Source organism: Stenotrophomonas sp. 610A2, assembly GCF_030549615.1.
Taxonomy (GTDB): domain Bacteria; phylum Pseudomonadota; class Gammaproteobacteria; order Xanthomonadales; family Xanthomonadaceae; genus Stenotrophomonas; species Stenotrophomonas pigmentata.
In genome coordinates this window covers 539178-564481 of sequence record NZ_CP130832.1, presented here as the reverse complement: position 1 = coordinate 564481, position 25304 = coordinate 539178, and the positions used below count along the sequence as shown (strand labels likewise).

The following is a 25304-nucleotide window of genomic DNA, read 5'->3' as shown; positions in this document are numbered from 1 at the left end:
TACATCAGAAGTTCCAGGTTACGACCAGGTTGCTGTAACGCGGAGCCTGCCAATGCGTGCCTTCGCCGAAGTAAGGCATCTTGGTGCCCGGCGTGCTCTCGTAGCGGGAGTGCACATTGACCACCGTCTGGCGATTGAGCAGGTTGTAGACCGACAGTCGTGCGGTCAGGTCGATGCCCTCCACCGGCAAGGTCCACATCACGCTCGCACCGAGGTCGACCACCCACGGCATGCGACCGAATGCGCCACGCTCGGAGTACACCAGCTCACGGGTCGCCCACGTCGAGCAGTTTGCCTTGCACAGCCAGCCCGAACCACCACCACTGAACTCGCCTGGACCACCGGCGTTGCGGTTGTCATTCGGCCAGACCACACCAAACGCGGTGATCGGACCACCGGAACGTGCCGACAGCGTGCTGCCGAACGACCACTGCTCGTTGAGCTTGAAGGTGCCGCGCAGCTTGAACTGATGACGGGCATCGTTGAAGGTCACGCCAAAGCGCTCGTTGACCGCCGGGTGATCGTAGTACTGCACCAGGTTGGTGTCGTTGTAACCGGTATCGGAGTTCACCGGCCCTTCGATGTTGCCTTCGCTCTTCGACAGCAGGTAGCTGGCGTTGAACGACCACTTGTCATTCCATGCGCGGTCGATCTGGAATTCCAGCGCCTTGTAGGTACGCTTGGGACGCTTGTAACCCATGATGTTGCCGCTGCCCAGGGCCTTGTAGCCATCCTTGGACGAGTCCAGCGTCACCCAGCTATTGGTATCCGGGCACCACAGCTGGTTGGTTTCACCCGGGTTGATGATTGGCCAGTCACCCGAGTACCAGTCGCAGCCGTCCACATGGTTGATGCGTGCGTCTTCCACCGCGCGTGTCATGCGACGATACGTTGCATTGACGCCGTAGGACCACTCCTCGTTGATCGCCTGCTGGAAGCCGAGGATGAATTCATCCTGGAAGACCTGCTTCAGATCGCGCGCCACCGCGGTGCGCACGTCGGTTGGAGCCGGCGCATTGCCATCGGTGTTCACCGGGCCAATCTGCTGGCCCAACACAGGCTCCTTGTAGGTATCGCCGGTTGAGCTCTGGTTCTGTGCCCAGCCATTGAACGCGTAGTAGGTGTGCTCGTCGGTGGTACCACCACCGAAGTAGTCGGCGATCTTGTTGGTGAGCGGGGTGTAGTAGCGGCCTGCGTTACCGAACACCTTCATCGAACCATCGCCCCTCACGTCCCAGCTGAAGCCGAGGCGCGGCGAGATCATGTCGTTGAACTTGGTCTTGGCGAACGTCGCACCGGAAGCCAGCTTGTTGTGGAACTGGTCGAAACGCACGCCGAGGTTCAACAGCAGGTTCGGGGTGACGTTCCAGTTGTCTTCCAGATAGAACGCCTGTGCCTTGGTGCTGACCGGCGAGCCGGTGACCTTGTAGCGTGCGTCGACGATATCGGTGACACCTGCAGGCAGCACCACGCCATTGACGGAGCTGCCCGCGCTCACCGACAGCACCTGGTACATGAATCCATCGCCCGGATAGACCGTCGAGCTGTCGGAATCCATTACTTCCTGGTCCAGACCGAAGCGGACCAGGTGATCTCCAAGCGTCCACTCAAAGTCCAGGCGTGCGGCTTCGCGCTTGTCGGCGCGGCTGCTGATGGCGGTATTGGTTGGGTGGCAGCCCACGTTGTTCTGCTGGCCGTACTTCTGGGTGAAGCTGGACGCAACGGTAATGATGCTGCACTCAGCATCCATCGGACTATCGCTGACGGCACTGCGCTTGTTGATGCCGTACATCGCCTTGGCGACGAAGTTGTCAGTCAGGTGCCCGGTGTAGGTCAGCGACCAGTTGTCACCACCGGAGGAGCCACTACTCTGGCCGCCCGACTCGCCAAAAACATTGGTGTCCCAATCGTAATTGTCATAGCTGGTGGTCACCGAATCGGCCTTGTCGGAGAAGGCGAGCAACTCCAGCAAGTGGTTATCGTTGATGCGCCAATCGAGCTTGGTGCCCCAGAAGTCGTTATTGCTTTTGGTCTTCAAGGCTTCGGAGGTATCGATATCCTGCGACTTGCTGTCGCGGTTCTCGTACATCGCGAAGAAGAACAACTTGTCCTGCAGGATGGGGCCGGACGCCCACACATTGGTCTTCGTCAGCGGGGCGCGATCGCGACTGGTGCGGTCACGCTCATCGATGGTGCCATCGCGGTGGAAATGATCCTTCTTTTCCGAAGCCCATGCCGACGGCTCCATGGTGACCTGCACGCCGCCCTTGAACTCGTTGCCACCCGAACGGGTGATGGCGTTGATGACGCCACCAGTGCTGCGACCGAACTCGGCCGAGTAACCGCCGGTCTTGACCTGGAATTCTTCATAGAAATTGAAGGGAACCGTCGAGAAGCCCTGGCGACGGTAGGGATCGGTAACGTTCAAGCCGTTGATGTAGGCCACGTTCTCGGCCACGGACGAGCCACCGAAGCTCAAGCCGCCAAAGCTCGAGCCGGAGTCCACCACGCCGGGGGCCAGCAAGGCGACTGCGGCTACACTCTGGTCGACCGGCATGCGCGCGAGTTCTTCGCGCTTGATGTTGAACGAGGATTCGGTCGAATAGACGTCGACCCGGTTGACGATCTTGGAGCCAGTGACCTGCACCGAGTCCAGGGTCACCGCGTTACCCGCGCCACCACCAAGGTTGACGTTGGTAGTACCACCCAGCGACACGTTGACCGCCACCGGCTCCTTGTCGACTTCCCCGTCCCGCTTGACCTGCAGGCTGTAGTCGCCCACCGGCAGCTGGCTCAGGCGATACGAGCCGTCAGCGCCCACGGTTACGGTACGGGTCAAACCCGTCGCTTTGTTTACTACGGTGATCTGGTCACCGGAGTTTGCACGGCCGGCAATTGCACCGTTCGCACTCTGTGCCATCACGCTCGGCGCCATCACGCCCAGACAGGCACCCAATGCGACGGTCAGCGCCGCCCTTTTCAACATTTTCCTGTTCATCCCCTGCTCTCTCCTGCAGATGTAGATCGGTAAGTAAGACAACGGTTACGACGTTCTATTACTTGGACTCCGGCGCCAGAACCTGCGACTGGAAGTCGTATTGCCACTGGTTGAAGTAAAGGTTCCCCCCTTCCCACTCAACCTCACCTCGTTGCAGATCAACGGTCTCCGAGCGGAAGTGCTGCTTGGCAGGCACGAACGCACGTGAGTAGTCATCGTTGAACGCGATGCGGTAGGCATCCAGCCCGCCGAAATAGAAATTGCGCTGCTCGGGCTGGTCGCTGTCCAGTGCACCCGTACTTACATCCATCGGCACCCAGCCGTAGGGCGCTAGGTACAGCGCGCCCCAATCGTGCAGGTTGTTGTAGCCGACCTCGTTGTCCGAATACACCATGCCCGACTGCCAGCGCGCCGGGATTCCATTCATGCGCAGCAGCGAGATCAACAGCAAGGTCTGCTGGCCGCAGTCTGCATGACCTGCATGCAGGGCGTAGTCGGAGATATTGCTGATCGTCGAATACTCGCGGGCCCCGCCCCACGGAATCGCATCGACCGCATCGAACAGTTTCTTGGCGACGCGGTAGGGATTGGTTTCATTGCCCACCGCCTTGCGCGAGAACTCACGCATGGCCGGAGTGAACACCACATGCGGTGCGCGCTCGGCCAGATATGGCGCAAGCGCCGGGTCCCGCGGCGTTGGCAGCACCTTGTCCGGGTCGATGATGAAACGACGCGCGGAGATGGTGAGCTCGTAACTCACCGAGAACTCGGTGGGCGTGCCGGCCACGGCCTTGCGCTCGAGGTAGGCGGTGCGCTGCAGCGTGTCTTCGGGTGCGATCTGCGCGCCCTGCGGCACGCTGCCCAGCCATTGGATGTTGTCCTGCTGACCGGGTATGGACCGCGGATACGGCAGCCAGGCGCGCACCGTCTTTCCAGCCGGCACCGCATCGGCATCGACCTTGATAGACTGGGTGATACGCACCCGACGCGGGCTGATGCTGGTCTGGCCGCTCTGCTCCGACGCCTTGATCACCTCGACATGGTGCGAGCCAAGCCGCTCGTACGGACCCGGGCGGGAAACCCGCTTGTCCGGCGGCCGCCGGTTGGAGGCTTCGGCACTGAACAGGAACAGGTTGTTCGGCGCGCGCTTGAACCAGCGACGCTGGCCGTCGATGTCCAGGTGCTCGATCAGGCCGGCATCATCCCAGGCCTTGAACTCTTCGTCGCGAAGATCCGGCACCGACCTGCGCACGGCGGCCTTGGCCTGCGCTTCGTCCAGGGTGAAATCCAGGCGGATGCGGCGCATGCGCTCCTGCTGGAACAGGTAGGCGGCGCGGCTGTCGGCATCGGTGCCGGGTGCTGCCAGTGCCTTGTCGATCTCGGCCTGCGCACCGGCAAAGTCACCGCGGTCCACACGCGACTCCAGGGCCGGTAGCGCCGTCGACGGTGCCTCACCGGCAAAGGCGATCCAGGCCACGCTCATGCACAGGGCAGAGGCGAGGACCTTGCGGGCGAACGGTACGCGGGCAAAGCGGGCAGAATCGGCGTTTGATGCCACGGCAACACTTCCACGTGCAGGGTGGTTAACGCTGTGTAACACGCACCCGATAGCCGGTCAATAATTTATTCTTGCTTTCGACGGCGAAAGGAATAAATATTCCTGAGCATCAACGAGGGGAGCTTCCCAATGCTTGCTTTGCCGCCGCTGTACCAGCGCCGACGCTTTGCCCCGCTTGCGCGGGCTTTGATCCTTGCCACGGCGCTGTGCACCGGGCCGGCTTTTGCGCTGTCGCCGCCACCGGTTGCAACGGTCGCACCGGGCTACGCAGGCATCATCGGGCTGGAAGAAGCCCTGCTGACGCCGCAGCCCTGGATCAGCAGGCTGCCAAACGCCGACGCCGTGATCCTGGACCGCGCCGCCATCGAGGCGCAGAACGCGCGCATGCGCCAGCTCGACGCCTCCATCATCGACCTGCACAAGCTGCCCGCGCTACTGCCACAAGTATTGGTCCGCGAGCAGATCGCCGGCATCTCCAAGGCCCCGACCCGCACTCTGTACGACGTGCACGGCAAGCAGGTCACGCCGGCCCAGTTGCAGGCGGTGACCGCCAACCTGGGCCTGGATGCGATCCCGGCCAACCGCCCGATCCAGTACGGCCTGGTTGTGCACCGTGCCGCGCTGCGCGCCTTCCCCACCGAGCTGCGCGTATTCAGCAGCCAGGGCGATACCGATATCGACCGCTTCCAGGAGTCGGCGCTGTTCCCCGGCGACGCGGTCGCGGTGCTGCATGAAAGCGCCGACGGCAAGTGGGTGTTCGTCGCCAGCGAGCGCTATGCGGCGTGGATGGAGAAGCGCTTCGTCGGCGTCGGCAGCGCCGAACAGGTCTTCGGCTACGGCGCCAAGGGCCCGTACCGGGTGATCACCGCTGGCAAGGCCTTCACCGCACACACCCCGGAAGAGCCGCGCGTCTCCGACCTGCAGCTGGAAATGGGCGTGCGCGTGCCGGTGCTGGCCGACTGGCCAGTAATGACTCCGGTCAACGGCCAGCAGGCGCATGGCGGCCATGTGATCCAGCTGCCGGTGCGCAATGACGACGGCAGCCTGGCGCTGGTGCCGGCCCTGCTGCCACGCACGCAGGATTCGTCCAGCGACTACCTGCCGCTGACCCAGGCCAACCTGATCACCCAGGCCTTCAAGTTCCTCGGCGAACGCTATGGCTGGGGCCACTCCTACGACACCCGCGATTGCAGTGGTTTCGTATCCGAGATCTACCGCAGCTTCGGCGCGCTGCTGCCGCGCAACACCAGCGCGCAGGCAATCAGCCCGGCCTTGAACCGCGTGCCCTTCACCGACAAGGACAGCAAGGCCAAGCGCAGTGATGCAATCGCCAAGCTGCAGGTCGGTGACCTGATCTACATCCCCGGCCACGTGATGATGATGCTCGGTGAAGCCAATGGCATGACCTGGGTGATCCACGATACCTCCGGTGGCAGCTGGTTCGATGCCAGCGGCAAACGCGTGCATGCCAGCCTCAACGGCGTATCGGTGACCCCGCTGCAGCCGATGATGGCCAGCGACACCGCCAGCTACATCGACCGCATGACCAACATCCAGCGCATCCGCCTGCAAGACACCAAATGAAGATCACCGACATCGAACTTGGCATGCTCCGCGTGCCGCTGAAAACCCCGTTCAAGACCGCGCTGCGTACCGTGGAAACGGTGGAAGACATCGTGGTGATGGTGCGCACCGACACCGGCAATACCGGTTACGGCGAGGCACCGGCCACTGCGGTGATCACCGGCGATACGCACGGCTCGATCATCGAGGCCATCAACACATTCATCAAGCCACGTTTGATCGGTGAGGACATCAGCAACCTCAACCGCATCTGCGGCCTGATCCAGACCTCGCTGGAGCGCAATACCAGCGCCAAGGCGGCGGTGGAAATCGCCATCTACGATCTGTGGGCGCAGCTGCACAAGGCACCGCTGTACCAGATGCTCGGCGGCGGCGACCCGGTGATCACCACCGACATCACCATCAGCGTCGACTACATTGACAAGATGGTGGCCGATTCGCTGTCAGCGGTGGAGCGCGGCTTCGAGTCGCTGAAGATCAAGGTAGGCAAGGACATCGGCCTGGACATCGAACGGGTAAAGGCCATCCACGCCGCCGTCGAAGGCCGCGCCCTGCTGCGCCTGGATGCCAACCAGGGCTGGACCGCCAAACAGGCGGTGTATGCAATGAACGTGCTGGAGAACGCTGGCGTCGTGCTGGAGCTGTTGGAGCAGCCGGTGAAAGCTGCCGACATCGCCGGCATGAAGTACGTCACCGAGCGCGTCAACACACCGGTGATGGCAGACGAAAGCGTGTTCAGCCCGCACCAGGTATTCGACCTGATCCAGCAGGGTGCAGCCGACATCATCAACATCAAGCTGATGAAGACCGGCGGCATTTCCAATGCGATCAAGATCGCCGACATCGCCTCGTTGTACGGCGTGCCGTGCATGATCGGCTGCATGCTGGAATCCAGCATCAGCGTGGCGGCGGCGGTGCATCTGGGCGTGGCCAAGTCCGGCGCGATCAGCAAGGTGGATCTGGATGGCCCGTCGTTGAGCCAGTTCAATCCGGTGGTGGGCGGCGTGATCTTCAACGAATCGGAAATCAGCATCACCGATGCGCCAGGCCTGGGCATCATCGAGGTACGCGGGCTGGAGATGATCAAGCCGTGATCACGCAGGCGGCAACCGGTCTCTCCTCGGTTGCCGCCGCCGTGCTCGCGCATGCGCAAACAACAGCACCGGCAAAGTCCGGTGCTGTTTTGTTTTGGAGATGGTCTTCCAGCCATCCAACGCACCAGGACACAGTCATTCCCGCGAAGGCGGGAATCGCTCTTGCTTCTGCTTCTGCTCCAGCCCCCTCCCTTGCGCGCAGCGCAGGGGAGGGTTGGGGAGGGGTAGCTTCGGCTTCGGCTTCGGCTGTTGCTGTTGCTGTTGCTGTTGCTCCAGCTTTTGCCCCACCGGGTCCCCTTCCGCAGCGACGCAGCCGACGGACAAGACCCCGCAGGGGCGGCGTGCATGGATGCACGTCGTTTTTCGACGAGACAGGGACGTCTCGTCGAAAAATCCCGGCGGCGGAGTGGACCCGCGGCGCGCAGCGTCGTGGGCGCGTAGGCAGGGTGTGCTTTCTTTGGGCCACGTTTCTTTGCACAAGCAAAGAAAGGTGTGCTCGCGCCCCGAAGGGGAGCGAAAGCTCTTGCCTTGGCTTTGGCCTCAGCTTTCGCTCCAACTTGCAGAAAACAGCAAAAGCCAGAGCAAAGGCTTTCTCTCCCCTTCGGGGAGCGAGTTACTTTTCTTTGCTTGTGCAAAGAAAAGCTAACCAAAAGAAGTGCTTTTTCAACAGCCGAATGGCTGGTCAAGCACACCCTGCCTACGCGCCCTCCGCGCTGCGCGCTCCCGGTTCACTCCGCTGGCAGGATTTTTCGACGATACATCCCTGTATCGTCAAAAAACGACGCACATCCTTGTGCGTCGCCCCGTTCGGGGTCTTGTCTGCCAGCTCCGTCGCTGCGGAAGGGGACCCGGTAGATCAAAAGCTGAAGCAACAGCACAAGCAAAAGCAAAAGCGCCCTCACCCCAACCCCTCTCCCGCTTCGCAGGAGAGGGGCTATGGAGCAACAGCCAAAGCAACAGCCAAAGCAGCAGCTACGCTCCTCTTTTCAACGCAATCCCTTAAAGTCTTCAGCAGATAAACACCCATACGCCCATGCCACCTCTGGTAAAAATCCGCTCCGAACGCGAACAGATGTCGGCCATCGAACGGCGCATCGCCGACTTCATCCTCGACAACGCACACCTGCTGCGCGACTACTCCTCGCAGCAGCTCGCCAATGCCCTGGATATCAGCCAGTCCAGCGTCGTCAAGTTCAGCCAGAAACTCGGCTTCAAAGGCTATCCAGACTTGAAATACTCGGTAGGCGCCGCCGTCGCCGCTGCCGGCAATGGCGAAAGCACCAACTGGCCGCCGGAGGACCAACCCGGTGGCTACCTGCTGGTTGCCGAAACCCTGCGCCGCGCCAAAGCCGCTGCCGAAGAAGAAACCATGGCCGCCAACCCGCAGGCCGACGTCGAGGCCGTCATCGCATTGATCGACAACGCTCCAAAGGTCTTCATCTATGGGCTCGGCGACGACGGTCTGTACGCGCGTGAATTCGCCATGCGCCTGTCACTGCTCGGCATCCTCACCGTGCAGCAGGCCGATCCCATCCTGATGACCGCCAACCTCTCCGCCGCCCGCACCGGCGACGTGCTGCTGGTGTTCTCCGAGTTCGGCAAGTTGCCGCAGTTGTGGCAGTTGTCGCGGCAGTTCCAGGAAGTCGGTGGCAAAGTCGTGTCGATTACCCGCCATACCGCAAATCCGCTACGCGCGCACGCAGATGCCTCATTGGCCATCTGCGCGCATGACCCGCAGCCGCCCATCGCGCAGCTGCTCTACCGCAGTTCGCTGCAATACCTGCTGGATTTCGTGTTCGTCCTGCTGTGCCAGACCAATCCTGATCGGCAACGACAGCTGGCATTGAACCAGGAACGCATCCAGCACCTGATCGACATCTGACCGCAGGAACCGCCGCCATGCTCACCTTGTTCCAACGCAACTTCCGACACCTGCTGGGCTGCGTATTGATGGTCATCGCACCGGCCTGCATCGCTGCGCCGCTCGCCGCACCAGTGAGCGAAGCCCGCCAGCTGATCGTGGTCACTGCGCCCACGTGGGACGCGACCAACGCTCATCTCCAGGCCTTTGAACGCACCAACAGCGGCTGGAAAGCACGCGATGCCGGCTTCGATGTCAGCCTCGGCCGCAGCGGCAGCGCCTGGGGTATCGGCGTCCATCCGCAGCAGAAGGATGGCCCCCAGAAGCAGGAAGGTGATGGTCGCAGCCCGGCCGGCATCTTCAATATCGGTCCGGCGTTCGGCTATGCCGAGCATGTCACCAGCGCCATGCCCTACCAGCCGATGCTGGCCAGCAGCTATTGCATGGATGTACCTGCCTCGCCGCTGTACAACCAGATCGTCGATGCCGCCAAGGTCGGCGAAGCCGCGGTCAAGGGTTCCACCGAGGCCATGCGCCTGGATCTGCACAACAACGGCGACCGTCGGTACCGCGAAGGCTTCGTCATCGAGCACAACCCCGCTGCGGTGCCCGGCCAGGGCAGCTGCATCTTCGCCCACCTGTGGCGCCAACCCGGCGAAGCGACCGCTGGCTGCACCGCGATGGAGCCGGAGCGCATGTCGGCCTTGCTGGAATGGCTTTCACCCGAGGCCAAGCCGTTGTTCGTGCTGCTTCCCGATGCCGAGTACCAGCGGCTGCAGCGGAGCTGGGATTTGCCCGCACTTTCAGAAACTGCTCGTTGAGCATTTGTCCGGTTCCGGGCATCTTCCCTTCTCTTTAGCCAAGCCATCCCTTCATGACCGACAGCGCAACCGCAAAATCTTCCAAGGTCTCGGCACCGGTCAAGGTGCTGATCGCGCTGGTGCTGGCCGCCATTGTCGGCCTGTCGCTCACCGCCTATGACCAGTCGTTGGCGCTGAAGATCGCCGACGTACTGCGGCCGATCGGCCGGCTCTGGCTCAATGCCTTGCAGATGACCGTGGTGCCTTTGGTGACCGCACTGGTCATCGTCGGCGTCAATACCGCCAGCAATGCCGCCGCCTCCGGGCGTACCGCGCGCAACGCGATCATCGTGTTCCTGATCCTGCTGGTCGGCTCGGCCGCGTTCTCCGCGGTCATCACCCCGTTCCTGCTGGACCTGCTGCCGCGCGACGCCGACAACATCCAGGCCTTCCGCGATGCACTGCGTTCCCCGACCACCGCCGCCACACCGCTGAGCGCTGCGCAGTGGATCAGCTCGCTGATTCCCAGCAATGCACTGGCAGCGGCCGCATCCAGTGCCATGCTGCCGTTGGTGGCCTTCGCCATGTTCTTCGGCTTTGCGCTGAGCCGGCAGGAACCGGAGCGCCGCGATCGCATCCTGGACATCATCCGCATCATCGCCGACACCATGATCACCATCGTCCGCTGGGTGCTGTGGGCGGCACCGGTGGGCGTGTTCGCGCTGGTATTCGTGGTCTGCGCCGAAGTTGGGATGAGCATCATCGGCGTGCTGGGCTATTACATCGTGCTGATGTGCGTGATCTACATCCTGATCACCCTGCTGCTGTACCTGGTTGCCCGCTTCGCTGCCGGCGAACCGTTCGGCCGCTTTGCCCGTGCGCTGGTACCGGTGCAGGTGATTGCCGGCAGCACGCAGTCTTCACTGGCCTCGCTGCCGGCAATGATCGACAGCGCGCGCAACCGCCTTGGCTACCCGGCGGCACTGACCTCGCTGGTGCTGCCGATGGCGGTGTCGCTGTTCCGCATCACCAGCCCGGCGCAGTACATCGCCGTGGCCAGCTTCATCGCCTGGCTGTACGGCATCGACGTGCATGCCTCGCAATATGCGGTCGCGGCGCTGCTGGCGGCAGCAATCAGCATGGGCTCAACCGGCCTGCCCGGCCAGGCCAACTTCATGACCAACAACATGCCGATCACCCAGAGCCTGGGGCTGCCGGTGGAACCGCTGGGCGTACTGTTGGCGGTGGACACCATTCCCGATGTGTTCTGCACCATCGGCAATGCCACTGGCGGCGTCACTGCCACCGGTATCGTTGCCCGGCATACGGCACAGCACCCGGAGCAGGACCAGACCAGCGACAGCTGATTGCCTGCAGCCACTCCCGCCAGCGGCGGGAGTGGCGTTCAATCATTCCTGCGGAGGCAGCGGCGGGGTGCCGTAAGCGGCGTCGGCCGCCATCACGTCGCGGGTGTTCTTCTGCACCGCGACGGCACCGAACAGCGACAGTGCGAACGACATGCCATAGAAGCCTTTCTCGCTGAGCAGCAGGGTCGCATTCCACAGGCCGACCAGCAGCAGCAACAGCGCGCACAGCAGCGCGAACCAGCACAGGCTGTAATACAGGCTGCTTACCGGGATGCCCTCCAGGCGGTCACGCACGCTCTTCTGCAGCGACACCGCCGAGAACAGGCCGAACAGCAGCAGGGTCAGGTAATAGCCCTTTTCGTTGAGCAGCATCTCGGCATTGAACAGGCCGACCAGATACGCCACCGCCCCAAGCAACAATGCCGTCCATGCGGACGCGATGAACGCGGCGGAGGGGCGGTAGATCTGTTGTTTCGACATGAAAACTCCTTTTTTGTGGATGCAAGGGCCCAGTTCCACGGGCGCTCGGCCGTTACGGTAAGCGATTCCGTGCGCCAGTCCCATCCCTCAAACGGACAGCATCGGCCGCCATGGTGTACAACCCTGCACTGGTATCGCATCCCGCTTCCGGAGACCTCCATGCCCCGTACCCTCCTGCTCAGCATGAGCCTGGCCCTGGCCCCCGCCCTGTTCACCAGCGCCTGCGCCGCTGATCCCGACCCGGCCGCCGAAGCCGCGGTGAAGCCCGCGCAATGGCCGTTCACCGCCACCGAGACGGCTCGCTTTGATGAACCCTGGGCGATGACCTTCCTGCCCGACGGCAGCCTGCTGGTCACCGAGAAGGCCGGCAAGCTGGTCCACTTCGACCCGGCCAGTGGCAAGCGCGGCGACATCAGCGGCGTCCCGACCGTGGCCTATGGCGGCCAGGGCGGCTTTGGTGACGTACTGGCCCACCCGCAGTTCGCCAGCAATGGGCTGGTCTATTACAGCTATGCCGAAGACGGCCAAGACGATACCCGTGGTGCCGCCGTCGCCCGCGCCAAGCTGGTCCTGAATGCCGATGGCAGCGGCACCTTGAGCGATGCGCAGGTGATCTGGCGGCAGACGCCCAAGGTCACCGGTCGCGGCCATTACGGCCACCGCCTGGCCATCGGCCCGGATGGCAAGCTGTGGATCAGCTCCAGCGAGCGGCAGAAGTTCGACCCGGCGCAGGACATGAAAACCAACCTGGGCAAGATCATCCGCCTCAACGACGATGGCAGCGTGCCGGCCGACAACCCATTCGTGGCACAGGGTTCACCGGCTGACCAGGTGTGGTCGCTTGGCCACCGCAGCGTGCTGGGTATCGCCTTCGACGGCAACGGCAAGCTGTGGGAACACGAGATGGGGCCGAAGGGCGGCGACGAGCTGAACCTGATCCAGCGCGGCGGCAACTACGGCTACCCGATCGTCTCCAATGGCGATCATTACGACGGCCGCCCGATCCCCGATCACGACACCCGCCCGGAGTTCATCGCCCCGGTGGTGACCTGGCGCCAGGTGATTTCGCCGGCCGGCTTCATCATCTACAACGGCAAGCAGTTCCCGCAGTGGCAGGGCAGTGGCTTCATTGGCGGCCTGTCGTCCAAGTCGCTGGTGCGCGTCGCCTTTGACGGCGACAAGGCCCGCGAAGCCGAACGCTTCGACATGGGCCAACGTATCCGCGAAGTGGAGCAAGGCCCGGACGGCGCACTGTGGCTGCTGGAAGATGGCGCCAACGCAAAGCTGTTGAAACTGACGCCGAAGGCAGGCTGACGCTCCCGCCCCTGTAGTGCCGAGCCATGCTCGGCAAGGGGCTTTACCAGTAAAGCCCCACCTGTAGTACCGAGCCATGCTCGGCAGAGGCATTCCCAGTAGAGCCCCTTGCCGAGCATGGCTCGGCACTACAGCCGTCAGCGCAGGCGTACGGCCAAGCCTATCGCCTGCACAAAGCCATAACTGACAAGCGCGGCCGCCAGTCCCAAGGTCAAGGGACTGGCATTGCCCATGCCCGGTCCCATGCCCTGGCTGAAAGCGCCGCCATACCAGCGCCAGGCCAAGCGCCCGATCAACAGCACCGCCAGCGCACCGCCGATCCAGGGATTCGGCGTATAGCCAAGCCGCCCATCGCGCGGACTGATCAACGTGTGTTTGAGTGCGAACAAGCCCAAGCCAATGCCGGCAACCGCCCCTGCAGCAATGCCCAACGCGACATGTGGGATATATATCGCTGCAGCCACCAACGCAGCACTCACCAGCGACAGAATGCCGATACGGATGCCATTGCGAACGGGCCGCCATGGCTGCCAGCCGAAGTGGCGGCGGATACGCCGGTAATACAACCAGCCGAAACCGGCCGTCATCAACCAAGGCATGTAGACAGGCAATGCAGCAGGCATGAAGCGTCCCCGTGTTGTAGGAGCGGCGTAAGCCGCGAAGCTGACAATGAACCAGACATCCGTAACGCAAAAACCGCGCCTGTAGTGCCGAGCCATGCTCGGCAGAGGCTTTATCGGCAAAGCTTCAAAAGCCAACCCCTCCCCAACCCTCCCCTACGCCTGCGGCGCAAGGGAGGGAGCGTAGTGCCGAGCCATGCTCGGCAGAGGCCTTGCCGCTAAAGCCCCTGCCGAGCATGGCTCGGCACTACATGAAGCACAGCACAGCATACCTCTCCACAACCCTTCCCTTGCCTGCGGCAAAGGGAAGGAGCACTGCGCCCTGATCAGGGGGACAGCAGCTCGAAACTCACCGCTTCACCGCTCACCGACGAAGCGCATACCCAGACGTCGAACAGTCCCGGCTCGGCGGTGTAATCACCATCCACACCGGTGAATGCAAGCTGCTGGCGGTCCAGATGGAACTCCACCTCCACCGAATCACCGGCAGCTACATCAACCTTACGGAACGCCTTCAACTCACGCACTGGGCGTACCCGGCTGGCGACGCGGTCGTGCACGTACAGCTGCACAACTTCCTCACCCGCCACCGCGCTGGTATTGCGCAGCGTGGTGCGAATCACCAGCTCACCATCCCAAGCCAACTGCGGCGTACTCAAACGCGGTGCTTCGTACTCGAAGCGTGCATAGCCGACGCCATGACCGAATGCATACAGCGCCGTGTTCGGGAACTCGCGCCAGCGTGACTTGAACTCCGACATGCTCGGCAGCTCCGGGCGGCCGCTGCGCGGATGGTTGTAGAAATACGGCTGCTGGCCTGATGCCTGCGGGAAACTGACCGGCAGACGCGCCGACGGGCTGTAATCGCCAAACAGGATGTCGGCCAGGGCATGGCCATTCTGCGTACCCAGATACCAGGTAACCGCAATGGCCTGTGCGTCTCGCACCGCGCCCTGCAGTGCCAACGCACGACCATTGCGCAGCAATACCACCAGCGGCGTGCCGGTGGCAGCAACGGCTTCGGCCAACGCCTGCTGCGCGGGCGGCAAGGTGATCTCCACCCGCGATTGCGCTTCACCGCTGTAGCGCTGCGGTTCACCGACAGCCAATACCACTACGTCGGCACGCTGTGCGGCGGCGACCGCGGCTTCGATGCCACCTTCCAGTGCTGCCTCCATATCGCAACCGGCCACAACTTCCAGCGCGGCAGCATCGCCAAGAGCAGCACGTACGCCGCTTTCCAGCGTGACGTAGCGCGACTTGTCGCCAAACAAGGTCCAGCAACCTTCGATGTTGTCGCGATCCTGTACGAAGGGGCCTATCAATGCGATTTTCTGGCCCTGCTTCTTCAGCGGCAGCAGATCGCCTTCGTTCTTCAGCAACACCACCGAGCGGCGCGCGGTATCGCGCGCCAATGCATCGTGTTCGGCGATATGCGATTGATCAGCTTCGCGCGCCGGGTCCAGCGAACGGTAGGGGTTGTCGAACAGGCCGATCGCGTCCTTCAAACGCAGGATGCGGCGTACCGATTCGTCCAGCACCGCCATCGGCACTTCACCTGCATGCACCAGCCCGGCCAGGTGCTGGTCGTAGAAACCGCTCTGCATGCTCAGGTCCAGCCCAGCGAGGAAGGCCTTGCGGGTGGCATCCACTTCATCGGCGGCATAGCCGTGGGCGATCAGTTCCATGTCGGCGGTGTAGTCGGAAACCACCACGCCTTCGAACTTCCATTCCTTGCGCAGCAGATCGGTCAACAGCGCGCGGTTGGCACTGGCCGGCACGCCATTGATGTCATTGAAGGCGCTCATCAGCGACAGCGCACCAGCATCCAACGCCGCCTTGAACGGTGGCAGGTGCACATCGCGCAAGGTCTGCGGCGAGATATCGACCTGCGCGTACTCCATGCCTGCAGCGACCGCACCGTAGGCAGCGAAGTGCTTGGGCGTGGCAAGCAGCGAATCGGCGGCTGTCAGATCATCGCCCTGGAAACCACGCACGCGTGCGGCAGCGAATTCGCAGCCCAGCACCACGTCCTCGCCTGCCCCTTCGGCACCGCGGCCCCAGCGCTGGTCACGGGCGATATCCACGGCTGGTGCGTAGGTCCAGTGGATGCCGGCAGCGGTGGCTTCGATGGCGGTGGCGCGGGCGGTGCGGCGGGCCAGGTCCGGCTCGAAGCTGGCGGCCTCGCCGAGCGGAATCGGGAACACGGTGCGCATGCCGTGGATCACGTCGGAGGCAAGGATCACCGGGATTCCCAGACGGCTTTCTTCCAACGCCACCTGCTGGATACGCCGGCCCAGCTCGGCACCGACGCCATTGAACAAGGAGCCAACGCGGCCTGCGCGCACCTGCTCCAGCACCTGCTCGGCATTGCGCACGTTGGCCTCCGGATTCACGTCCGGGGCGAACGGGCGAACCATGTCGGCAAACACGCTCAGCTGGCCGACCTTCTCGTCGACGGTCATGCGGGCGATCAGGGATTCAATGCGGTCGGGGGCCACCGGCAGTCCTTCATGTAAACGATTTCAAGCGGGTGATTCTAGCGCTACGAGCGTGAAGCGGCTGCCGCACGGCTGCATCGGTAGTGCCGAGCTCTTGCTCAAAGCCCCTCTCCCGCTTGCGGGAGAGGGGTTGGGGTGAGGGCAGCATTTCGCTGGTGAAGCCCTTGCCGAGCATGGCTCGGCACTACAGTGCGTCAGATGCGCTGCTCGCGGGCGGTCATCAGCATGGCGTCGCTGGATTCCTGGAATACGTGCAGGCCGAACTCCGGCAGCATCGCCAGCAGGTGGTCGAACATGTCCGACTGGATGGCTTCGTACTTGGCCCAGGCGGTCGAGGAGGTGAAGCAGTAGATCTCCAGCGGCAGGCCCTGCGGGGTCGGCGCCATCTGCCGCACCAGCAGGGTCATGTCCTGGTGGATGCCGGGGTTGTGCCGCAAGTAGAGCTCCACATAGGCGCGGAAGGTACCCAGGTTGGTCAGCCGACGTGAGTTGACCGGCTCCGGGTGCGCCTGCGCCACCTGCGCATTCCACTGCTGCAGTTCCTGCTGTTTGCCCGCCAGGTAGTCATCCAGCAGCGCAATCTGTCCCAACCGTTCCAACCCGCCCGCATCGAGGAAGCGCACGCTGTGCTGGTCCAGGTAGATCGAACGCTTGATCCGGCGACCACCCGATTCCTGCATGCCACGCCAGTTCTTGAACGACTCGGTGACCAGCTTCTTGGTCGGAATGGTGGTGACGGTCTTGTCCCAGTTCTGCACGGTGACGGTGTGCAGGGCGATGTCGATCACATCGCCATCGGCGTTCTGGCTGGGCATCTCGATCCAGTCGCCGATGCGCACGCGGCCATCGCCGCTGATCTGCACGCTGGCCACCAGCGACAGGATGGTGTCCTGGAAGATCAGCATGAACACTGCCGTGGCCGCACCCAGGCCGGTGACCAGATGCAGCAGTTCCACGCCGACCAGGATCGCCACGATCGACAGGCCGGCAAACACGAACACCACGATCTTGACGACCTGCAGGTAGCCCTTGATCGGCTTGTTGCGCGCGTCGGCGCGGCGCTCATAGAAATCGTTGAATGCATCCAGCGCGTGCGACACCGCCATCGCGATGGTCAGCACCGTCCACGCATGACACAGCGCCTTCAAACCCGTCACCAGGCCCGGCGGCAGTTCCGGCACGATGCTCAAGCCCGCAGCAAGCACCACCGAGGGCACGATGTTGGACAGCCGCGCGATCACCCGCAGCGGCTGCTTGGCGTTGTGATTGGGGCCGGAGAAGCGTTCGATCATCGAACGCAGGCCGCTCAGCAAAATGCGCTTGGTGACGAAGTTGGCCAGCCATGCCACCAACAACAGGCCCGCCAATACCACCGCCGGGTAGGCCATCGGATACGGTGCCAGCACGTTCTCCAGCTGGTCCAACCAACGAATTCCCATTACCGCCATCGCGCATTCTTCCTTTCAACTGTGTTGCAGAAACGCCCTGCCCGGCTGCAGAAATCCAGCGGACAGGAGAAAGCCCAGGCCGCCCACCGCGAAGGTGCGCAGCCTGATTGCAGCAGGTTCAAGCCTCGGCGCGGCTGCGTTCGATGATCACGCCAACCGCGCGCGCGCCACGCACTGCGCCGGGCTTGCTCAGCTTCAGTCGCAGCCATTGCACGTTGAACTCGTCCAGCACGATCTGCGCGCAGCGCTCGGCCAGCGTTTCCACCAGACCAAAATCGGAAGCGCGCACGAATTCCATCAGACGCTTGCTGACGGCCTTGTAGTTCAGCGTGTCGACGATGTCGTCGCTGGCCGCGGGCTTGCGGTTGTCGAAGCCCATTTCCAGATCGAACACCAGGGTCTGGCGGATGCGCCGTTCCCAGTCATAGATGCCGATCAGGGCGTCGATCTCGAGCCCTTCGATGAATACCTTGTCCATTGCATCTGTCGCATTGAATGAATACGACATGGTAACGGCAGCAGACTGAGCCTGCCGTGGACGAGCACGGCAGGCCTGATTTTCAGCCCTGCAACGGCGGCAGCAGGGCCATATCCCAGCGCGGCGTCACCTTGATCTCGGCCGGCCCGTGCTGGCCGGCCTGCAGGCGCAAGGCACCGGCGAAGGCGATCATCGCGCCGTTGTCGGTGCACAGTGCCGGGCGCGGGAAGCAGACCCGGCCGCCGCGGCGCTGGGCGTCATCCTGCAGCTTGGCGCGCAGGCGCTTGTTGGCGCCGACGCCGCCGGCCACCACCAAGACGTCGCAACCGGCCGCATCCAGCGCGCGGCCGCACTTGATCACCAGCGTGTCGACTACCGCGTCTTCAAAGCCGCGGGCGATGTCGGCGCGGGTCTGCTCGGTCTGGTCGCTGTCGCGCCAGGCCATCAGCACCTGGGTCTTCAAGCCGGAGAAGCTGAAGTCCAGCCCCGGCCGGTCGGTCATCGGCCGGGTGAACTTGTAGCGCCCCGGGGTACCGATCTCGGCCAGCTTGGCCAGCTGCGGGCCGCCCGGATACGGCAGGCCCATCATCTTGGCGGTCTTGTCGAAGGCCTCACCGGCGGCATCGTCGAGGGTCTCACCGAGCAGGCGGTACTTGCCGATGGCGTCCACCGCGATCAGCTGGGTGTGCCCGCCCGAGACCAGCAAGGCCACGAAGGGCGCTTCCGGCGGGTCGTCTTCCATCAGCGGGGCCAGCAGGTGACCTTCCATATGGTGTACGCCGATGGCGGGCACATCCAGGCCCCAGGCCAGCGAACGGGCCACACCTGCGCCGACCAGCAGCGCGCCGACTAGGCCGGGGCCGGCGGTATAGGCCACGCCCTCGATCTCGGAGATGGCGATACCGGCCTCGTCCAGGGTCTGCCGGATCAGCGGCAGGGTCTTGCGCACGTGGTCGCGGCTGGCCAGTTCCGGCACCACGCCCCCGTATTCGGCATGCAGCGCGATCTGGCTGTAGACGGCGTGCGCACGCAGCGCGGCGACCCCGGAAAGCGAGGTGTCGTAGACGGCTACGCCCGTCTCATCGCAGGATGATTCAATGCCAAGAACTTTCATAAGGCGTATTGTGGACCTCTCTGACGCCCCCGCCAAATCCCGGGGGTTGCACGTCCGCGCAAAGGGACTATAATGCGCGGCTCACCGGGTGTGTCCCGGTTTTCTACAGAGTCCCCGGAGATTCCATGCCCAGCGTTAAAGTCCGCGAGAACGAGCCCTTTGAGTTTGCTCTTCGCCGCTTCAAGCGCACTTGCGAAAAGGCCGGTGTGCTGGCCGAAACCCGCAAGCGCGAGTTTTACGAAAAGCCGACCCAGGAACGCAAGCGCAAGGCTGCTGCAGCCGTGAAGCGCCAGCTGCGTCGTTCCTCGCGCGACGTCACCAAGCGTCAGCGCCTGTACTGATCGTACGCAACTCCTGAACGGGGGGCTCCGGCCTTCCGTACTGGGGTGAAAGCCGGCACGCGCAAGCGTAGCCGGCTTTTTGCGTTCCAGGCGCCGGTAATACCGACGTCTCCTCCCCATATTCCCGACCCAAAGAGGTGCTCCATGAGCCTGAAGCAACAGCTGACCGAAGACATGAAGGCCGCCATGAAGAGCGGCGACAAGCACTCGCTGGGCGTGATCCGCCTGATCAATGCCGCCATCAAGCAGCGCGAAGTGGACGAGCGCATCGAGCTGACCGACACCGACGTGATCGCCGTGCTGGACAAGATGGTCAAGCAGCGCAAGGACTCGGTCACCCAGTACGAAGCCGCCAACCGTGAAGACCTGGCCTCGGTCGAGCGCGAGGAGATCGTGGTCATCGAGCGTTACGTGCCGGCCAAGATGGGCGAAGCCGAGATCCAGGCCGCCATCGCCGCCGCCAAGGCCGAAACCGGCGCCAGCAGCGCTGCCGACATCGGCAAGCTGATGGGCGTGCTCAAGCCCAAGCTGGCTGGCCAGGCCGACATGGGCCTGGTGTCCAAGCTGGTCAAGCAGGCTTTGGCTGGCTGATCCTGGCTGCCAAGGTTGCGCGACAAGGCCCGCCACGTGCGGGCTTTGTTTTTTTGCCTTTCTGTCTTTGTGGGAGCGGCGTCAGCCGCGAAGCTGGCAGCGCTGGAATCACCGGCCGGCCTGCAATCTGATGAATCTGTGGCTTCGCGGCTTACGCCGCCCCCACATCGTCAGGCATTGTTGGGAAGGCCCCTGCCGAGCATGGCTCGGCACTACCTGCTCCGCCCCCTCCCTTTGGCCGCAGGCCAAGGGGGTGAAGAAGGTCTGCTTGCGCGGCACTGCCGCGCGACCTGATGAACGACCGAAGGCTGTGCCTTCGGGCCGGACGGGCTGGGGAGGGGTTGGCTTCACCGCTTCTGATCTGGATTTAGCTTCGCGGCTTACGCCGCTCCCACATCGTCAGGCATTGTCGGGAAGGCCCCTGCCGAGCATGGCTCGGCACTACGGGTATGGGCCGAATGGCCGCCGGCGCCCGCCCCATTCACCCGCCCCGAAGCCCGGCTTTGCTAGAACAGAGCCCTGACTTCACGCGATCCATCTGATGCCTGCACCCCACCCCACCCTGCATTCGCTCAAATCCCGGCTGGAGATGCTCCAGCAAAGCCTGCCGGCCGCCCTTGTGCGCCGCTTCGTCGAAACCGACGTGATGACCCAGTCCGCGTCGCTGGCCTTCTACACCTTGCTGTCGCTTGCGCCCCTGCTGGTCCTGCTGCTGTGGCTCACCGCCTCACTGTACCCACCAGCACAACAGACACTTATCGACCAGATCGGCTCGCTGGCCGGCCCCAGCGTGGCCGAGGTGGCACGTACGGTGATCACCAATGCCAGCGAGCAGCCGGACCTGGGCTCGTTCGCCGGCATCTGGAGCCTGGTGCTGCTGTTCATCGGCGCCACGGTGGTATTCGCCCAGCTGCAGGCGGCACTGAACCTGATCTTCCGTACCGATTCCAAGCGCTTCGAAGGCATCTTCGGCTGGTTGAAGAAGCGGGTGTTCTCGGCCGGTGTGGTGCTGGCGCTGGGCTTCCTGCTGATCGTGTCGATGGTCGCCACCACCGCCCTGCAGGTGATCTTCTCGCACCTGCCTTCCGCCCTGCCGGCGGTTGGCTATGTGACCACCCTGCTGCTGTACGCACTGGGCTTTGCCTTCCTCTACCACTACCTGCCGGACCGGCCGGTGGATTGGCGCCAGGCCTTCCTCGGCGGCGTGATCACCGCCGTGCTGTTCACCCTGGGCCGCTATGCGATCGGCCTGTACATCGCCAACGCCGCGCCGGGCAGCGCCTACGGCTCGATGGGAACGCTGGTGATCATGCTGGTGTGGATCTACTACGCCAGCGTGGTGTTCTTTGGTGGCGCCCTGATTACCGCGGTGATCGACGAGCGGGCGTATGCGCGGCGGAAGGTGGCGGCTGAGGCCGAGGTTGATGTTGGGGCTTTGGACTGACGGCAAGAGCAGGAGCAAAAAGCACCCCTCCCCAGCCCTCCCCTTCGCTACGCGAAAGGGAGGGGGCGGCTTCGCTCCCGCCCTTTGCCGAAGGCAAGGGGGTGAAGAAGGTCTGCTTGCGCGGCACTGCCGCGCGACCTGATGAACGACCGAAGGCCATGCCTTCGGGCCGGACGGGCCGGGGAGGGGTAGCTTCAAGCCGTTGACTGAAAACCATCAAGCCCAACAGCCAGCCAGCACCAGCCCAGCCTAGTACACTCCCCTTCCCCCCTTTCATCGCGCTCCGCCAACCGGCGGCGCTATCGATTTGCTGCATGGCCCGACTTCCCGACGCGTTCATTGACGACCTGCTGGCCCGCACCGACATCGTCGAAGTGGTGGGCTCACGTGTGCCGCTCAAGCGCCAGGGCAAGGAATACGCGTCACGCTGCCCGTTCCACGACGAGCGCTCGGCCTCGTTCACGGTCTCGCCGACCAAGCAGTTCTATCACTGCTTCGGTTGCGGCGCGCACGGCACCGCGATCAGCTTCCTGATGAATTACGACCGCCTCGAGTTCCTCGATGCGGTGGATGAACTGGCCAAGCGCGTGGGCATGGAAATCCCGCGCGAGACCAACGCGCGCACACCCCAGCAGCAGGACGACAGCCGCGACCAGTACTCAGCGCTGGATGCCGCTACCCGCTTCTTCCAGAAGCAGCTGGAGGGCAACGACAAGGCCCGCGCCTATCTGGATGGCCGTGGCGTCGATGCCGATACCCGCGCACGCTTCTCCATCGGCTATGCGCCGGATGGCTATAGCGCGCTGAAGGACGCACTGGGCAAGGACGAGCGGCGCATGAAGCTGCTCGAACGCGTCGGCCTGTTCTCCAAGAACGACCGCGGCCACGTCTACGACAAGTTCCGCGACCGGGTGATGTTCCCGATCTTCGACCGCCGTGGCCGCGTCATCGCCTTCGGCGGCCGCGTCATGGAAAAGGACGACGGCCCCAAGTACCTCAACTCGCCGGAAACCGCGCTGTTCCACAAGGGCCGCGAACTGTACGGCCTGTGGCAGGTGCGCCAGGCCAACCAGAAGATCGAACGCCTGATCGTGGTTGAAGGCTATATGGACGTGGTCAGCCTGTTCCAGTTCGGCGTCACCCAGGCGGTGGCAACGCTGGGCACGGCGACCACGCCGGACCATGCCGAGCTGCTGTTCCGCAATGCGCCCGATGTGTACTTCTGCTTCGACGGTGATGCCGCCGGTCGCCGCGCTGGCTGGCGCGCACTGGAGTCGGTGCTGCCGCGCATGAAGGATGGCCGCCAGGCCTTCTTCCTGTTCCTTCCCGATGGCGAGGACCCGGACACCATCGTGCGCAAGGAAGGCGCTGACGCCTTCGATGCACGGCTCAAGCAGGGCACGCCGCTGTCGCAGTTCTTCTTCGACGAGCTCAGCCGCGAGATCAACCTCGGCACACTGGATGGCAAGGCACGCCTGGCCGAACGCGCGAAGCCGATGCTGGCGCAGATTCCCGATGGCGCTTTCGGCGACCTGATGAAGCAGGAGCTGGCGCGCTTGACCGGCATCGGCAGCACCGCGACAGCCGCAGCCCCGGCAGCACGCCCGCCGATGCGCAACAACGCGGTGCCGGCGCAGAAGCGCAGCCTGGTGCGAGAAGCAATATCAATTCTTCTGCAAAAGCCTTCTTTGGCTCTTGAACTGGAAGGACACCATGCGATCAACGGCCTGCGATTACCTGGTATCGACCTTCTATTGGAGATGCTCACGCTTGTTCAACAGAGACCAGATATTAGTACTGGGGCACTTCTAGAGCACTTCAACGGAAGAGAGGAACAAGCGGCTCTGCAGAAGCTCGTAGCTATGGCCCTGCCAAGTGATGAGGAGCTGTGGTCAAAGGAACTTCAAGACGCCATTGAACAATTGGAAAAACAGCTCCTACAACAACGGCTGGAAGAGCTGCAGACCAAGCAACGCCAGCAGGGCCTCGACGACACCGACAAATACGAACTGCGCGAGCTTCTCAAAGCCCGCAGGGAAACGCACAAGTCTGCAAGAAGGGACCAATAGAGAATGTTCACTCGCACATGCTGTCTCTTGATATTTTTCTTGACGAACTTTGCATCTGCCAGTGAACTGCCCCTGCGCCAGCCGCGCCCGGACCTGATCACCGCCGGCCAGCCCAGTGCACAACAGTTGCGCGACGCCGCTGCCAATGGCGTCACCACCGTCATTGATCTGCGTCGCGCCGATGAAGATCGCGGCTACGACGAAGCCGCCTTGGCCGAACAACTCGGACTGCGCTATGTGCGCCTGCCCATCGCCGGCCCCAGCGACATCACCGAAGCCAACGCGCGCACGCTGGACCGCCTGCTCAAGCAGGACAGCGGCAAGACCCTGCTGCATTGCGCCTCCTCCAATCGCGCTGGCGCCTTGCTGTCGGTGATCGACGCACGCATCAATGGCGCATCGGTGGAGGACGCACTCAAGTTCGGCCGCGATGCGGGCATGACTTCACTCGAGCCCGCCGCACGCGCCGCATTGGAAAACCCCACCCCCTGATCGAGGCATTGCTGACATGACACGCTGGTGGTCGCGACTGCGACCGGACAACTTCACCCTCGCCCTGCTCGCCACCGTCGCCTTGGCCAGCGTGCTGCCGCTTACCGGCGCCGCCGCCAGGGGCTTCGACCACTTCACCGATATCGCCATCGCCGCGCTGTTCTTCCTGCACGGCGCGCGCCTGCCACGCGAGTCCATCGTCGCCGGCCTGCTGCACTGGCGCCTGCACATCACCATCCTCGCCTGCACCTTCGTGCTGTTCCCGCTATTGGGATTAGCGATGAAACCGTTGGCCGGCTGGGCACTGACGCCCGAACTCTACATCGGCGTGCTGTTCCTGTGCGCCCTGCCCTCGACCGTGCAGTCTTCGATTGCCTTCACCTCGATTGCCGGCGGCAACGTGCCAGCAGCGGTGTGTGCAGCCTCGCTGTCGAGCATCCTCGGCGTGTTCCTGACCCCGTTGCTGATGACCGTGCTTGCCGGCTCGCAGGGCGGCATGGCCAACCCGCTGCATGCGGTCGGCGCGATCATGCTGCAGCTGCTGGTGCCATTCGTGCTTGGCCACCTGCTGCGGCCGTGGATTGGTGGCTGGATCGAAAAGCGCCGCGGCCTGCTGCGTTACACCGACCAGGGCACGGTGCTGCTGGTGGTCTACGCCGCCTTCGGCGAATCGGTGAGCGAAGGCCTGTGGAGCAAGACCCCGCCGTTGTCCTTGCTGGCTGCGGCCTTGGTTGCGGTGGTATTGCTGGCCATCGCCATGCCTGGCATCACCTGGCTGGCACGGCGACTGGGCTTCAACCGCGCTGACCAGATCACCATCATGTTCTGCGGCTCCAAGAAGAGCCTGGCCACCGGCGTACCGATCGCCAAGGTGTTGTTTGCCGGCGGCAGCCTCGGCGCGATCGTGTTGCCGATCATGATCTACCACCAGATCCAGCTGATCGTCTGCTCGATGGTGGCGCAGCGGTATGCGAAGCAGAATGCCGGATCAACCCAGCAATAATCGACACCGAAGTTGGTAGTGCCGAGCCATGCTCGGCAGGGGCGTTGCCCGTGATCATGCAGGCCTGCGGTTGCTGTAGGAGCGGCGTGAGCCGCGAAGCCACCAATGCACTCGATGCGCATGCACACCGCAATCAAACATTCCATG

At 63.4% G+C, this 25304-nt stretch carries 20 protein-coding genes; 12 read left to right on the top strand and 8 right to left on the bottom strand.

Annotation, left to right across the window (positions count from 1 at the left end; all coding sequences use genetic code 11):
• Positions 1-4: 4 nt before the first annotated feature.
• Both Q5Z11_RS02450 and Q5Z11_RS02445 read right to left on the bottom strand, forming a co-directional pair.
• Positions 5-2998, bottom strand: a complete 2994-nt coding sequence (locus tag Q5Z11_RS02450) for a TonB-dependent receptor (RefSeq protein ID WP_303748556.1) — start codon at positions 2996-2998, stop codon at positions 5-7.
• A 58-nt stretch (positions 2999-3056) separates the two neighbouring features.
• The gene (locus tag Q5Z11_RS02445; RefSeq protein WP_405051675.1) at positions 3057-4481 is read right to left on the bottom strand and encodes a transglutaminase-like domain-containing protein; all 1425 of its coding nucleotides are present in this window, start codon (positions 4479-4481) and stop codon (positions 3057-3059) included.
• A 204-nt stretch (positions 4482-4685) separates the two neighbouring features.
• Between Q5Z11_RS02445 and Q5Z11_RS02440 the strand changes: the two genes are divergently transcribed.
• The 5 genes from Q5Z11_RS02440 to Q5Z11_RS02420 all read left to right on the top strand — a co-directional run bounded on the left by Q5Z11_RS02440 (position 4686) and on the right by Q5Z11_RS02420 (position 11262).
• Positions 4686-6140 carry a C40 family peptidase gene (locus tag Q5Z11_RS02440; protein WP_303748554.1) on the top strand — a complete coding sequence of 485 codons (1455 nt, stop codon included), beginning with the start codon at positions 4686-4688 and terminating at the stop codon, positions 6138-6140.
• Positions 6137-7234 carry a dipeptide epimerase gene (locus Q5Z11_RS02435; RefSeq protein WP_282270746.1) on the top strand — a complete coding sequence of 366 codons (1098 nt, stop codon included), beginning with the start codon at positions 6137-6139 and terminating at the stop codon, positions 7232-7234. The genes Q5Z11_RS02440 and Q5Z11_RS02435 overlap by 4 nt, the downstream gene beginning before the upstream one ends.
• A 1033-nt stretch (positions 7235-8267) precedes the next feature.
• Complete coding sequence (locus Q5Z11_RS02430) at positions 8268-9116, top strand: MurR/RpiR family transcriptional regulator (RefSeq protein ID WP_303748553.1); 849 nt, start codon at positions 8268-8270, stop codon at positions 9114-9116.
• A 68-nt stretch (positions 9117-9184) separates the two neighbouring features.
• Positions 9185-9916, top strand: a complete 732-nt coding sequence (locus Q5Z11_RS02425; protein ID WP_303749955.1) for a L,D-transpeptidase family protein — start codon at positions 9185-9187, stop codon at positions 9914-9916.
• A gap of 53 nt (positions 9917-9969) precedes the next feature.
• A complete protein-coding gene (locus tag Q5Z11_RS02420; protein ID WP_303748552.1) occupies positions 9970-11262 on the top strand; it encodes a dicarboxylate/amino acid:cation symporter in 1293 nt (430 codons plus the stop codon).
• Positions 11263-11304: 42 nt separating this feature from the next.
• Here Q5Z11_RS02420 and yiaA read toward each other — a convergent pair whose 3' ends face one another.
• The gene (yiaA, locus tag Q5Z11_RS02415; protein WP_303748551.1) at positions 11305-11742 is read right to left on the bottom strand and encodes an inner membrane protein YiaA; all 438 of its coding nucleotides are present in this window, start codon (positions 11740-11742) and stop codon (positions 11305-11307) included.
• Positions 11743-11901: 159 nt separating this feature from the next.
• Here yiaA and Q5Z11_RS02410 point away from each other — a divergent pair, with 159 nt between their 5' ends.
• Positions 11902-13056 (top strand): PQQ-dependent sugar dehydrogenase, encoded by a 1155-nt coding sequence (locus Q5Z11_RS02410; RefSeq protein ID WP_303748550.1) that lies wholly within the window; start codon positions 11902-11904, stop codon positions 13054-13056.
• Positions 13057-13193: 137 nt separating this feature from the next.
• Here the strand turns inward: Q5Z11_RS02410 and Q5Z11_RS02405 are convergent, their stop codons facing one another.
• The 5 genes from Q5Z11_RS02405 to tsaD form a co-directional block, all read right to left on the bottom strand.
• On the bottom strand, positions 13194-13679 hold the full coding sequence (locus Q5Z11_RS02405) for a hypothetical protein (RefSeq protein WP_303748549.1): 486 nt from the start codon (positions 13677-13679) through the stop codon (positions 13194-13196).
• Between the two features lie 323 nt (positions 13680-14002).
• Complete coding sequence (locus Q5Z11_RS02400; protein WP_303748548.1) at positions 14003-16177, bottom strand: glycoside hydrolase family 3 N-terminal domain-containing protein; 2175 nt, start codon at positions 16175-16177, stop codon at positions 14003-14005.
• Between the two features lie 194 nt (positions 16178-16371).
• A complete protein-coding gene (locus tag Q5Z11_RS02395; RefSeq protein WP_303748547.1) occupies positions 16372-17625 on the bottom strand; it encodes a mechanosensitive ion channel family protein in 1254 nt (417 codons plus the stop codon).
• A 118-nt stretch (positions 17626-17743) separates the two neighbouring features.
• Positions 17744-18103 carry a dihydroneopterin aldolase gene (gene folB, locus Q5Z11_RS02390; RefSeq protein ID WP_303749954.1) on the bottom strand — a complete coding sequence of 120 codons (360 nt, stop codon included), beginning with the start codon at positions 18101-18103 and terminating at the stop codon, positions 17744-17746.
• A gap of 82 nt (positions 18104-18185) precedes the next feature.
• On the bottom strand, positions 18186-19217 hold the full coding sequence (gene tsaD, locus Q5Z11_RS02385) for a tRNA (adenosine(37)-N6)-threonylcarbamoyltransferase complex transferase subunit TsaD (protein WP_303748546.1): 1032 nt from the start codon (positions 19215-19217) through the stop codon (positions 18186-18188).
• Between the two features lie 125 nt (positions 19218-19342).
• Here tsaD and rpsU point away from each other — a divergent pair, with 125 nt between their 5' ends.
• The 6 genes from rpsU (at position 19343) to Q5Z11_RS02355 (ending at position 25157) form a co-directional block, all read left to right on the top strand.
• On the top strand, positions 19343-19558 hold the full coding sequence (rpsU, locus tag Q5Z11_RS02380; RefSeq protein WP_002808376.1) for a 30S ribosomal protein S21: 216 nt from the start codon (positions 19343-19345) through the stop codon (positions 19556-19558).
• Between the two features lie 144 nt (positions 19559-19702).
• The gene (locus Q5Z11_RS02375; protein WP_303748545.1) at positions 19703-20149 is read left to right on the top strand and encodes a GatB/YqeY domain-containing protein; all 447 of its coding nucleotides are present in this window, start codon (positions 19703-19705) and stop codon (positions 20147-20149) included.
• A 541-nt stretch (positions 20150-20690) separates the two neighbouring features.
• Positions 20691-21593, top strand: coding sequence for a YihY/virulence factor BrkB family protein (locus Q5Z11_RS02370; RefSeq protein WP_450097591.1), 903 nt, complete (start codon positions 20691-20693; stop codon positions 21591-21593).
• Positions 21594-21907: 314 nt separating this feature from the next.
• The gene (gene dnaG / locus Q5Z11_RS02365) at positions 21908-23662 is read left to right on the top strand and encodes a DNA primase (protein WP_303748544.1); all 1755 of its coding nucleotides are present in this window, start codon (positions 21908-21910) and stop codon (positions 23660-23662) included.
• A gap of 39 nt (positions 23663-23701) precedes the next feature.
• Positions 23702-24154, top strand: a complete 453-nt coding sequence (locus Q5Z11_RS02360; RefSeq protein ID WP_303748543.1) for a fused DSP-PTPase phosphatase/NAD kinase-like protein — start codon at positions 23702-23704, stop codon at positions 24152-24154.
• Positions 24155-24170: 16 nt separating this feature from the next.
• Complete coding sequence (locus tag Q5Z11_RS02355) at positions 24171-25157, top strand: bile acid:sodium symporter family protein (protein ID WP_303748542.1); 987 nt, start codon at positions 24171-24173, stop codon at positions 25155-25157.
• The last annotated feature ends 147 nt before the right edge of the window (positions 25158-25304 follow it).